The organism is Bradyrhizobium sp. CCGUVB23, assembly GCF_024199885.1.
Lineage (GTDB): Bacteria > Pseudomonadota > Alphaproteobacteria > Rhizobiales > Xanthobacteraceae > Bradyrhizobium.
In genome coordinates this window covers 6,905,072-6,916,736 of record NZ_JANADQ010000001.1, presented here as the reverse complement: position 1 = coordinate 6,916,736, position 11,665 = coordinate 6,905,072, and the positions used below count along the sequence as shown (strand labels likewise).

Genomic DNA, 11,665 nt, shown 5'->3' with positions numbered 1-11,665 from the left:
CTCTCCATCCCCCTCACCCGAAATTCAAGCTTCGCTTGAATTTCGACCTCTCCCCGCAAGCGGATCGAGGTGAAGCGGCGCGCTCGCGCCTAGCTGCCGCGATAGGTCGAATAGCTCCAGGGCGTGACCAGCAGTGGCACGTGATAGTGGCCCTCTGGCTCGCTGATCGCAAAACGCAGCGGGATTTCGTCGAGGAACGGCGGGTCCGACATCGGTACGCCGCGCTCGGCATAATATTTTCCGACGCTGAAGCGGAGTTCGTAACGGCCGATCGGCAGGGGCCGGCCGCCGATCAGCGGCTGATCGGTACGGCCGTCATGGTTGGTCACCGCGCGCGCGATGATGCGGCTTTCGCCAAGGGCGGCAAGCTCGACGAGCTCGACCGCGATCCCTGGCGCAGGCTTACCGTTGTGATTGTCGAGCACATGGGTCGAGAGCCGGCCGTGGACCTTCAGGCGATCATCGGCGACCACGAGCTGGTCGAGCCGCAACGCAGCGATCCGGCAGATCTCCGCGATCGAGCGGCGTGTCTCGGTCTCGGCATCATTCGGGAGGCGCTGCTCGAAATCGCGCAGGATGGAATCCTTGGTGTGGCGGCGCACGCAGACGATATAGGGGATGCCGAACTTAGCCCGGTAGGCGCTGTTGACGCGCTCGAACGCCGTGTATTCGGCGTCCGACAGCCGGTCCAGCCCCACGCTATTCTGCTCGGCGTTGGATTCCGCTGTCAGTTTCGCCGCGCGCTGCGTCTTGTCGGCGAGATCGGGATGCGCCTTGATCAGCGCCAGCTGCAACTCCGGCGTGGCACTTTCGACCGCCGCCGTCATCGCTGCGAACAACTGATTGACGCCGGCGAACGGCCGCTGGTCTGCCACCCGCTCGGCGATCCATGGCGAATGCTCAAAAATATTGGCAAGCGCCGCGACGAAATCAGCCTTGCCAGCAGCGTTGAGATCGGAGAGCGAGACCTGCGACATCGCCGCCCGCCTCAGCCAATCTCGAACGCGTCGTCGGCTAGGTGGGCGAGATTGTCGTGCCAGTGACGCGCGATCTGCAATCGCGTCGGCACCCAGACGCGCTCGTGGTTGCCGATATAGTCGAGGAAGCGCATCAGCCCCGCCGCGCGACCGGGACGGCCGACCAGGCGGCAATGCAGGCCCACCGACATCATCTTCGGCGCGCTCTCGCCTTCGGCATAGAGCACGTCGAAGGCATCCTTGAGATAGGTGAAGAACTGCTCGCCCTCCGCAAAGCCCTGCGCGTTGATGAAACGCATGTCGTTGTTGTCGAGGGTATAGGGAATGACGAGCTGCTTGCGGCCCGCGCCCTTGATCCAATAGGGCAGATCGTCGGCATAGGAGTCGCAGAGATAGAGGAAGCCGCCCTCTTCCATCAGCAGCCTGTTGGTATTGATCGAGGAGCGTCCGGTGTACCACCCGAGCGGCCGCGCGCCGGTCGCTTCGGTATGCACGTGGATGGACTCGGTGATCTCGGCGCGTTCCTGCGCCTCGGTCATGTCCTTGTGCTCGATCCATTTCAGGCTGTGGCTCGCGATGTCCCAGCCTGCCTCCTGCATCGCGGCAACGATTTCCGGATTGCGCTTCAGTGCGGTGGCGACCCCGAACACGGTGGTCGGCCATTTGCGCATCGTGAACATACGCCACAGCCGCCAGAAGCCGGCGCGCGAGCCATATTCGAACATCGATTCGATGTTGGCATGGCGCTGGCCGGGCCAGGGCTGCGCGCCCAGCACGTCGGACAAGAACGCTTCCGAGGCGCGGTCGCCGTGCAAAATGTTGTTCTCGCCCCCCTCCTCGAAATTGACGACGAACTGCACCGCGACCCGGGCCCCACCCGGCCAATGCGGATGCGGCGGGTTGCGGCCATAGCCGCGCAGATCACGGGGATAGCGGGGCTCCGACAAATCAGACTTCCTCGAAACGGATCGGCAGGGCGCCCTTCCACAACACGCTCTTGCCCAGCGTCGCCAGATTCTCCAGGCCCGAGGTCAGCGTAATGAAGTGGTTGCCGGCGAGCTGGCCCATCTTGCTCGCGAAGTGCACGCCGCCATAGGCGAGCAGGATCTCGGTCTCGCTGATGCCACCGGGATAGAGGATGATCTGGCCCGGCGCGGGATAGCTGGTGTGGTTCTCGTAGCCGACGCCGAAATCGAGGTCGCCGAGCGGCATCCACACGCCCTCGCCGCTCCAGCGGACGTGGATGATGTGGCTTTCGAACGGCATGGCCTTGCGGAATGCGGCGACGGTTTTCGGCGCCAGCTGCTCCTCGAAACGGGCATCGAAGGTGAAATCGCCGGCGCGGATAACGAGTTTGCTCATCTCATCTCTCTAGGTGGGAGGGCATCGGCCCCCCAAAGGTAACTCTTAAGCGAACTCTCAAGCAAAGAGCATTCCGGCGGGATGAGCGCAAGTGGCGTGCACCCTACCGGCGGTCATAGGACCAGCCGAAAATGCCGCTCCGCCGCGTCTCGGGCTCCGGCTCGGCGGCGGGCGGAGGCGCTTCTTTCAGTTCCGCCTGCGGCGGTGGCGTGGGCGGTGCGGGAAGGTTCTCGCATTTCATGGAATAGACCAGCTTGCCGTCCGCGGTGCGCCCGATCGGGGCGCAGGGATCGGTGCGGGCCGCCGTGGTCTTCGGCGTCGGCTTGACCTGCGCCATCACGGGCGAGGTCAAGAGGGCAAGGAGCAGCAAATACTTCCACATCGTTGTGGCTCGAAACATCAACTCGTCCCATTCAAAACGGATCGCCCGCGGCGAGTCCATCAGGACAGCCGCCACAATTGCCGAATTTTTGGCCGCGACCAAAATTTCGGCTCGCCGCTTCGTGATGGCCGAAACCGTGATGTCAGGCAAGCCGCATCGCTATCTCCAAAGGGGCGGCGCCGGCAGGAGATGTTTCTCCCCAACGACCCAAGGCGTCGCCAAGCCAGAATGAGGAGTTGATCAAGGGAGATCGATGATGCGAACAACTGCACTCGCCATTTTGACCGCGACGTTGATCGCGACCCTCACGGTCCAGATGGCATCGGCGAACCAGCGGCACCATGCCCGCAAGGCCCCTGCTTCGGCCAGCCAGTCATTCCGCGACTCCAACGCCGCTGTCTGGCCGACCGAACCGAGGGAACTGGATTGGTGGCGCTACTCGACCGGCTCGCTCTCGGCGCCTGCGGGGCGGTGAGTTCTTTCGGATCGAGGTTGATCCGGCGACCAGCGCAACTCACTTGTGGCCTCGCATGCGCCCACGTCGTCATTGCGAGCGCAGCGAAGCAATCCAGAATCTTCCCGTGGAGACACAGCCTGGATTGCTTCGCTGCGCTCGCAATGACGGTGTAGGGCGCGTGACTGGCCTCAGTACGGCTGATAGTAGTAGCGCGGCCCACCATAATAAGGCCCGCCGCCGTAATAGCCGTAGCCGGGACCATAAGAACTCGGGCCGTAATAGTAGCGGTTCTCATAATACTCCTGGCGGCGCTGCTCGGCGATCGCGCCGGCGACCATGCCCGTCGCCATGCCCATGAAGGCGAGACCGGCGGCGCTCGGTCCGCGACGGTAATAGCGGCGCCGCGCGGCACTGAAGTCGGTCGCAGCGGCGGAAGCCGGGGCCACTGTGGCAGTCTTCGAAAGTGGCGTGCGTGACGCAGCAGCCGAGGGCACCGCCGACGCCGCGACAAGGGCGAGGCCAGCGAGCGTGGCCAGCAGGACGTTCCTGCTTTTCAGGGACATCATGGCTTGATCCGTCATCTGAGCTTCCTCCGTTCGCGCTCAAAAGAACCAAATTTCAGATATGCAAACGATACATAATCCACAACCCAGCGATGTGGTTGCCCCCTCGCGGCAATCCGCCGCGCCGATTTGAAACGATTGTAAACCTGCCTGGCAAATCCGGCTTGATCGATGTCAGCGGAGCCGTTATGAAACCGGCGCGCTGTTCTTCGGCGTCGTAAGCGTTTCACGTGAACCAACGCATCAACCGACGCGGTCGGGATCGATGCATTTTTCAGGGTTCACCGTGACCGACGCGTCCATTTCCCAAAGAGATCAGATGATTGCGGTTCGCAAACTGCCGGCGCGCTATGCGCCTGTCGTCATGCCATTGGTGCTTTCCATCCTCATGACAGCCGTGGTGTCGATCATCTCGACACTGAAGAGCCTCGGACCAACCCCTCTCTTCCTGGCGACATGGCCAGCCGCCTGGGGACTGTCGTGGCTCGTCGCCTTTCCGACGCTGCTGGTGGTCCTGCCACTGGTTCGCCGGATCGTCGCCTTCGTGGTCGCGCCCTCAACCGAACCAAGCTGATAGCCTGCGCGCGCCGCTTTCGCGGCGCTAGACTATTGTTGCGCGGACTCCAGTTGCACCGGCGCCGACCGTCGCACCGCCGCATGCGGCGCAGGAGCGGCCTGCGCCGGCTTGTGCGCCGAAGCCGCAGCCGGGCGCGGTGGAGGTACGGCGGCAGTGGCCGTCTTGGGACGCGCGTTGGGATCGGGCGCCTGAACAGTCTTTCCGGTGGTCTTGTCGGGCGCATTGACCGGCGCATTGTTATCAGGAGCTTTGGCGACAAGACGCGCCATTTGCTCCTGGCCCGCTTTCAGCTCGTCGGCAACCCTGAGGTTATCGAGAGACATCTGCTGCTGGTTTGCCTTCAATTGCTCCTGGCTTGCCTTGAGCTGCTCGATGCCCTGCTGCACGTTGGCGAGATCACTCGCCATCTTCTCGAGCAATTCCGTCACCTGCGGAGGGAGCGTGGCTGCGGTCGGCGCAACCGCCTCCGGGACGGTCTGAGCGGCAGGCTCCGGTTGCGGCGAGGCCTGGGCCAGCTGAACAGTCGGGCTCGGCTGCGCGTCAGGCAGCGGCTGCGCTTGCGACGGCATCGCAGCATGCAGCGGTGCCCAGCCGGCGATCATCTGCCTGACCTCATCACCTCGGGACGATTGCGAGACCAAGGCCGCGGTGCCAATCCCCGCTGCCAGTACCAGGCCGACGAGGCCGCGCACCACTGGCCGGCCGCGCGGCAGACGGCTGCGTGTGTCATCACGCTCCTCGCGACGCTCCTCGCGCTCTTCGCGCTCTAGCCTGGAAAGCTTCTCGCTGGCGCGCGCGATCTCTTCATCCACGCTTTTGATCTTCTCGTAGGTGTGCGTGAGCTCTTGGTCCATTCGCGCGGACAGCGCAAAATGTGGCTCGACTTGTGTCGGGTTTGACACGGAATCCATTGGCGCTCCTACCCCAGCCCAATGTCGCCCCGAAGGGCGTTCGTCGCATTTCCGCTTGGCCGATCATCGCCAATGCGGTTTGTCCAAAGCAAGACCCCATCATGGAAAGTGTGAGGCCGAGTGACGGCGGGCGCCGCGGCTCCCCCTCCTCCGATACCGCTCGTCCTACGACAACGCCCCCAGCACGCCGCGCGTGGCCTTGTCGATCTCCTCGACATAGCGGCGGCGGGCGAAGGTCTCGGTGAGGAAGCCAATCACCTTGCGGCTGTCGGCGGATTCGACCACCGCCAGCATCTCCGCCTCCGCCTCGTCGAACACCGCCATCGCGCTTTTCACGTTCATTTCCGGGATCAGTACGATGTCGGTGTAGCGGGCGAGCTCGATCACCTGGATGTCGTCGGCGATGGTGTCGAGGTCGCTGGAGAACAGGTCGGGCAGCATAACGAGGCCGACATATTCGTCCGCGTTGTTGACGACGACGATGCCCGGGCGCGAGCCCAGCGCGAATTCGCGCCTCGTCGCGGCGATCGTCGTCGAGGATGGCACCTTGCCGACGTCGCTCCGCATCATCCGCTCGACCGTCAGGTTGCGCAGCCAGCCGACGTCGTTGGCGCTGCGGATGGTCTCGCCGCGCAGATGCAGGCGCCAGGTCGAGAAGGAATGGCCGAACATGAAGCGCACGCAGATCGAGGTGACGATGCAGCCCGCCAGCACCACGGCGGTGACGTCGACATTGCGCGTCATCTCCAGCACCAGGAACGACATCGTCAGGGGACCGCCGACGATGGCAACCCCGAGCGTCGCCATGCCCGTCAGCATCGCAACCAGCGGATCGATCGCGAAGCTGGGGCTGATCAGCAGCAGCACGGCAGCGAAGAACTTTCCGATCAGGCTACCGACGAACAGCGAGGCGAAGAACAGGCCGCCGCGGAAGCCCGAGGCGAGCGAGATCAGGCAGGCCGTCAGCTTCAGGGCAATGATCAGCGCGATCAGGCCGATCGTCATGTCGTGAAACAGATCGAGCACCATCGCGCCATGGCCGGCCGCCAGCACCTGCGGGGTGGTGATCGCGAAGCAGCCGACGATGAGGCCGCCGATCACCGGGCGCAGCCAGACCGGTAACCAGGCAAACAGACGCTCAAACGTCGAGGACGAGCGCATCACGGCGATGCCCACGCCGCCGGTGACGAGCGCGAGCCCGATCAGCGCCAGATATTGCTCGATGCCGACCGTGCTCACCTTCGGTATCTCGATGGAGTACGGCGCGCCGCCGAGCCATTGCGCCGTCAGCGCGCCGGCGAGCGAGGCTGCCAGGATCGGCGCGGCGCTGCCGACCGCATAGACACCGACGATCAGCTCGCAGGCATAGAACGCGCCGGTGATCGGGGCGCCGAAGGCGGCCGCGATCGCGGCCGCAGCCCCGCAACCGACGATCAGGCGGAGATCGTTGCGCCGGAGGTTGAAGAACTGACCGAGCAGCGAAGCGATACCGGAGCCGATCTGGGTATAGCCGGCCTCGAGGCCGACGGAGGCACCGCAGCCGTTGGAGATCAGCGTCTGGCTCGAGACCACCACGCTGTCGCGCAGGGACAGATTGCCGCCACGCAGCGCGTTGGCCTCGATCGGGTCGACTGCGCTCGAGATCTTCAGCCGCCGCCGCGACCATTCCATCATGCCGAGCGCCAGTCCGCCGAGTGCGGGCGCGGTCAGCGCCGCCCACGGGCTGACATAGGCATTGGCAGAGAGCCGAACGTCGACGGGAATCCCGAAGATCAGAACGTGTGCGATCTGCGCGATCTCGGCCATCAGTGTCACGACGCCGCCGGTGGCGACGCCGATCAGAAGCGCGAGCGGGATCAGGTAGAATTCGTTGCTGCGCAGGAGGGCGCGGATGCGGACCAGCATCCGGTTCGATGCCTTGTTCGATCCCTTGTGCGATCTCTTGCGATCGACGATGTGCCTGATCCGCGCAAACACCGGCGAGGCTCTTCTATTCTTCGGCCATGCCGTCGCCGGCCATGCGCTGTGTTATCATCGGGATCGGCATCCTGGCGATGCGCGCGTTCCGCGCTCTTATTGACCCGAGTTACGTCAAAGCCATGAGGCTGCGCAAGAGAAAGCGGACGGAATTGCCGACGGCGATATGTCCGGCCCGGAAGCCACGCGAAAATTACAACAAAATCAATAGATTGATCTGATCTGACGGCATCACGACAGGCTGGCGCGGACCGCGGCGATACCGTTCAGCACGAACTGCACCGAATAGGCCGCAAGCAGGATGCCGAGCAGGCGCGAGAGCACGGCATTGCCGGTCCGCCCCAGCGTGCGCGCGATCAGGGTCGAGGTGGCAAAGCAGATCATGCAGAGCAGGCAGACCAGGAGGATGATCGCGATGTTGATGCCGAGCCGGGCGACGTTGCCGGCGTCGCCCGTGAGCAGCAGCGTGGTCGCGATCGCGCCGGGGCCGGCCATCATGGGGATCGCGAGCGGAAACACCGCCACGTCGGAGGCGTGCTCGGACAGCGCCTTGTCGGCCTCGCGCGCCTCGCGGTGCGGCCGGTCGCCGAAGATCATGCGGTAGGACACGCCGAACAGCAGCAGCCCGCCGGCGATCTGGAACGCCGGGATGCCGATCCCGAGCTGGCGCAACAGCCAGTTTCCGATCAGCGCGATCACGACCAGGATCGAGGCCGCGATCAGTGGCGCGCGCCAGGCGACGGTGCGCTTGACCGCTTCCGGCATGCCGGCGGTCGCGGCCAGGAAGGCCGGCACGAGGCCGACGGGATCGACCACCAGCAGCAGGGTGACAAACGCCGACAGGGCAAGATCGAGCATGCGTGGCCATCTCCTCACCACATGCAGGGAACGATGACGTTGCGACCGGCTTAGCCCAACCCCGCCGCTTTGGGAAATCAGCGCGGAACGATCGCGAAGCAGAGGTGCCGACGCTACCCGGCAGGCGCGCTGGATTTTTGCAGGGGGCGCACCATATGCAGGCTTTCCATTCCAGAGCCTGCGCCATGCAACCCAAAAATCCCCTCGACTGGATGCTCTCCGAAGCCCTGGAGCAACTCAACCGCGGCGAGCGGCTGCGCCAGCAGTTCGGCCGCCAGGAATCCTGCTGGGAGCCGCCGATCGACGTGCTGGAGACCGACCGGGAGCTCCTGATCCTGGTCGCCCTTCCCGGCGTCGATCCCGACAATGTCGAAACGGTGATCCATGACGGCGTGCTCGTCATCTCGGGCCGGCGCACGCTGCCGCCGGAACTGCGCAACGCCCGCATCCACCGGCTCGAGCTGCCGCAGGGGCGTTTCGAGCGCCGTATTGCACTGCCAGTCGGACGCTATGCCATCAGCCGTTTCGTGATGGACGGCTGCGTCGCGCTGCGCCTCGCCAAATCCGCTTGAGGTCGACCATGGCAAACGAACAACAGACCGAGTCCACCGTGAATACCGAAGCCGCGAAGATTCCGGACGACGCGCTGATCGTCATCCCCGTTCGCAACATGGTGCTGTTTCCCGGCGTGATCGCGCCGATCGCGATCGCGCGGCCGAAGTCGATCGCCGCCGCGCAGCAGGCACTGCGCGAGCAGCGGCCGATCGGCATCGTGCTCCAGCGCAACCCCGACATCGACGACCCCGGGCCGGATGATCTCTACCGGATCGCGACCATCGCCAACATCGTTCGCTACATCACAGCGCCCGACGAGACCCATCACATCGTCTGCCAGGGCGTGCAGCGCGCGCGCGTTCTCGACTTCCTGCCGGGGGCGCCGTTCCCGGCCGCGCGCGTGCAGCAGATTCCAGAGCCGAGCACGACCTCGCCGGAGATCGAGGCGCGCTTTCTCAATCTGCAGCGCCAGGCGATCGAGGCGATCCAGCTCCTGCCGCAGGTGCCGCCGGAGCTGGTGGCGATGTTCCAGGGCACGACCGCGCCCGGCGCGCTGGCCGATCTCGCCACCGCCTATATGGACATCAAGCCGCAGGACAAGCAGGAGATCCTGGAAACCGTCGATCTCTCCGTGCGCATGGAGAAAGTGTCCAAGCAGCTCGGCGAGCGGCTGGAGGTGCTGCGTATCAGCAATGAAATCGGCCAGCAGACCAAGGCGGTCTTCGACGAGCGGCAGCGCGAGGCGATCCTGCGCGAGCAGATGGCGACCATCCAGCGGCAGCTCGGCGAAGGCGACGGCAAGGCTGCTGAGGTCGCCGAACTGACCGAGGCCATCGCCAAAGCAAAAATGCCGCCGGAAGCAGAAGCCCATGCGAGGAAGGAGCTGCGCCGCTATGAGCGCATGCCGGAAGCCGCCGGCGAAGCCGGCATGGTCCGCACCTATCTGGACTGGCTGATCGAATTGCCATGGGCGATCCCGGAGGAGAAGCCGATCGACATCGCTGAGGCCCGCCGCATCCTCGATGCGGACCACTATGGCCTGGAGAAGATCAAGAGCCGCATCATCGAATATCTGGCGGTGCGCAAGCTCGCGCCGCATGGCAAGGCGCCGATCCTGTGCTTCGTCGGCCCGCCCGGCGTCGGCAAAACCTCGCTCGGCCAGTCCATCGCGCGTGCGATGGATCGCCCATTCGTGCGTGTCAGCCTCGGCGGCGTGCACGACGAGGCCGAGATCCGCGGCCACCGCCGCACCTATATCGGCGCGCTGCCCGGCAACATCATCCAGGGCATCAAGAAGGCTGGCAGCCGGAACTGCGTGATGATGTTGGACGAGATCGACAAGATGGGCCGCGGCGTGCAGGGCGATCCCTCGGCCGCGATGCTGGAGGTGCTCGACCCCGAGCAGAACGGGACGTTCCGGGACAATTATCTCGGCGTGCCCTTCGATCTCTCGCGCGTGGTTTTCATCGCCACTGCCAACATGCTGGACTCGATCCCGGGCCCCCTTCTGGACCGCATGGAGCTCATCAGCCTTGCCGGCTACACCGAGGACGAGAAGCTCGAGATCGCCAAGCGCTATCTGGTGCGGCGTCAGCTCGAGGCCAATGGCCTGACGGCGGACCAGGCCGAGATCGAGCCGGAGGCGTTGAAGCTGATCGTCAAGGGCTATACGCGGGAGGCTGGCGTGCGCTGGCTGGAGCGCGAGATCGGGAAGGTGCTCCGGCACGCGGCGGTGCAGATCGCCGAGGGCACGGCGGCCAAGGTCGTGGTGAGCGCGAAGGAGATCACCCCCGTGCTTGGCCAGCCGCGCTTCGAGGGCGAGATCGCGCTGCGCACCAGCGTGCCCGGCGTTGCCACAGGCCTCGCCTGGACGCCGGTCGGCGGCGACATTCTGTTCATCGAGGCGACGCGCGTGCCCGGCAGGGGCAGCCTGATCCTGACCGGCCAGCTCGGCGACGTCATGCGCGAGAGCGCGCAGGCCGCGATGACGCTGGTGAAGAGCCGCGCCAGCCAGCTCGGGATCGAGCCTTCGCTGTTCGAGAAGAGCGACATCCACGTTCACGTCCCGGCGGGCGCCACCCCGAAGGACGGCCCGAGCGCAGGCGTTGCGATGTTCACGGCGCTGACGTCGCTGCTGACCAACCGCACCGTGCGCAACGACACCGCCATGACCGGCGAGATCTCGCTGCGCGGCCTGGTGCTGCCGGTCGGCGGCATCAAGGAGAAGGTGGTGGCGGCGGCCGCAGCTGGCCTCAAGCGGGTGATGCTGCCGGCGCGCAACAAGCGGGATTTCGACGACATCCCGAAGGGCGCGCGCGAGAGCCTCGAATTCATCTGGCTCGAGCGGGTCGACGAGGCGGTCGCCGAAGCGCTCGACCCGACCAAGCCGCAGGTCGAGGCAGCCGAGTGAGAACGGTGATGACGATGGTGTTGAAAAGGATGAAGACGAAGCGAACTGTGCAGCGGCTGCGGCAATGGCTCGATCGAGCGATCGGCCGGCTCCGGGAGCAGATCCCCGCGCCGCGCGGTCGGCTTCAGCCCGTTCGGGTCAAAGCCAGATACCGCAGGGGCTGACCCCTCCGCCTCACCCCTGCGGCACCTCAAAACAAAAGGCCCCCTCTTGTGGAGGGGGCCTTTGCTTTTAGCCGTTAGGCCACGGCGTCCTTGGCGGCCTTCACGGGCCGTGCGCGGACGATCTTCCGGGCCGGCTTGGCCTTGAACATCATCTCTTCACCCGTGAACGGGTTGGTGCCCTTGCGCGCCTTGGTCGCGGGCTTCTTGATGACCACGAACTTGGCGAAGCCCGGCACCAGGAACAGGCCGTTCTTCTTGAGCTCCTTGTGGCCGACGTCCGTCAAGGTCTCCATGACGTTCTTGACGTCGCGCTTGGAAAGCTCGGTGGCAGTCGCGATCTTTTCGATCAGCTGCGATTTGGAAAGTTGGGTTGGCATCGTGTCTCCTCTGATTCGTTGCCGGTTGCATATTAGACCAACCGTTGAAGGCCTATAGCCTTCTGCACAGTTTTGTCGCGAAAATTACGGGCTTT

At 64.9% G+C, this 11,665-nt stretch carries 14 protein-coding genes; 5 read left to right on the top strand and 9 right to left on the bottom strand.

Features of this window, described 5'->3' with window-relative positions:
• Window positions 1-89: 89 nt before the first annotated feature.
• The 4 genes from uraD to NLN62_RS32020 form a co-directional block, all read right to left on the bottom strand.
• Window positions 90-977: a 2-oxo-4-hydroxy-4-carboxy-5-ureidoimidazoline decarboxylase gene (gene uraD / locus NLN62_RS32035; RefSeq protein ID WP_027528382.1), complete on the bottom strand. Its 888-nt coding sequence runs from the start codon at window positions 975-977 to the stop codon at window positions 90-92.
• Window positions 978-988: 11 nt separating this feature from the next.
• Window positions 989-1,924: an allantoinase PuuE gene (gene puuE, locus NLN62_RS32030; protein WP_254111449.1), complete on the bottom strand. Its 936-nt coding sequence runs from the start codon at window positions 1,922-1,924 to the stop codon at window positions 989-991.
• Between the two features lies 1 nt (window position 1,925).
• Window positions 1,926-2,339, bottom strand: coding sequence for a DUF3830 family protein (locus tag NLN62_RS32025; protein ID WP_027528380.1), 414 nt, complete (start codon window positions 2,337-2,339; stop codon window positions 1,926-1,928).
• Between the two features lie 103 nt (window positions 2,340-2,442).
• Entirely contained in the window at window positions 2,443-2,721 is a 279-nt protein-coding gene (locus NLN62_RS32020) for a hypothetical protein (RefSeq protein ID WP_027528379.1), read from the bottom strand.
• Between the two features lie 256 nt (window positions 2,722-2,977).
• Between NLN62_RS32020 and NLN62_RS32015 the strand changes: the two genes are divergently transcribed.
• Window positions 2,978-3,196, top strand: coding sequence for a hypothetical protein (locus tag NLN62_RS32015; protein WP_245288337.1), 219 nt, complete (start codon window positions 2,978-2,980; stop codon window positions 3,194-3,196).
• 170 nt (window positions 3,197-3,366) lie between these two features.
• Here NLN62_RS32015 and NLN62_RS32010 read toward each other — a convergent pair whose 3' ends face one another.
• Complete coding sequence (locus NLN62_RS32010) at window positions 3,367-3,759, bottom strand: hypothetical protein (RefSeq protein WP_254111448.1); 393 nt, start codon at window positions 3,757-3,759, stop codon at window positions 3,367-3,369.
• A 301-nt stretch (window positions 3,760-4,060) separates the two neighbouring features.
• Between NLN62_RS32010 and NLN62_RS32005 the strand changes: the two genes are divergently transcribed.
• Window positions 4,061-4,315 carry a DUF2798 domain-containing protein gene (locus NLN62_RS32005; protein ID WP_254111447.1) on the top strand — a complete coding sequence of 85 codons (255 nt, stop codon included), beginning with the start codon at window positions 4,061-4,063 and terminating at the stop codon, window positions 4,313-4,315.
• A 32-nt stretch (window positions 4,316-4,347) separates the two neighbouring features.
• Here NLN62_RS32005 and NLN62_RS32000 read toward each other — a convergent pair whose 3' ends face one another.
• Both NLN62_RS32000 and NLN62_RS31995 read right to left on the bottom strand, forming a co-directional pair.
• A complete protein-coding gene (locus tag NLN62_RS32000) occupies window positions 4,348-5,229 on the bottom strand; it encodes a hypothetical protein (RefSeq protein ID WP_254111446.1) in 882 nt (293 codons plus the stop codon).
• Window positions 5,230-5,394: 165 nt separating this feature from the next.
• Window positions 5,395-7,206, bottom strand: a complete 1,812-nt coding sequence (locus tag NLN62_RS31995; RefSeq protein ID WP_027528374.1) for a chloride channel protein — start codon at window positions 7,204-7,206, stop codon at window positions 5,395-5,397.
• Between NLN62_RS31995 and NLN62_RS31990 the strand changes: the two genes are divergently transcribed.
• Complete coding sequence (locus NLN62_RS31990) at window positions 7,121-7,309, top strand: hypothetical protein (RefSeq protein ID WP_254111445.1); 189 nt, start codon at window positions 7,121-7,123, stop codon at window positions 7,307-7,309. The two genes, NLN62_RS31995 and NLN62_RS31990, sit on opposite strands and share 86 nt — an antisense overlap.
• A 128-nt stretch (window positions 7,310-7,437) precedes the next feature.
• Here NLN62_RS31990 and NLN62_RS31985 read toward each other — a convergent pair whose 3' ends face one another.
• Window positions 7,438-8,064 (bottom strand): MarC family protein, encoded by a 627-nt coding sequence (locus tag NLN62_RS31985; protein ID WP_254111444.1) that lies wholly within the window; start codon window positions 8,062-8,064, stop codon window positions 7,438-7,440.
• 185 nt (window positions 8,065-8,249) lie between these two features.
• On the opposite strand from NLN62_RS31985, the gene NLN62_RS31980 reads away from it, so the two are divergent.
• On the top strand, window positions 8,250-8,636 hold the full coding sequence (locus NLN62_RS31980) for an Hsp20/alpha crystallin family protein (RefSeq protein WP_254111443.1): 387 nt from the start codon (window positions 8,250-8,252) through the stop codon (window positions 8,634-8,636).
• An 8-nt stretch (window positions 8,637-8,644) separates the two neighbouring features.
• Window positions 8,645-11,029 (top strand): endopeptidase La, encoded by a 2,385-nt coding sequence (lon, locus tag NLN62_RS31975; RefSeq protein WP_254111442.1) that lies wholly within the window; start codon window positions 8,645-8,647, stop codon window positions 11,027-11,029.
• A 238-nt stretch (window positions 11,030-11,267) separates the two neighbouring features.
• Here lon and NLN62_RS31970 read toward each other — a convergent pair whose 3' ends face one another.
• Window positions 11,268-11,570, bottom strand: coding sequence for an HU family DNA-binding protein (locus NLN62_RS31970; RefSeq protein ID WP_027528369.1), 303 nt, complete (start codon window positions 11,568-11,570; stop codon window positions 11,268-11,270).
• Window positions 11,571-11,665 lie beyond the last annotated feature (95 nt).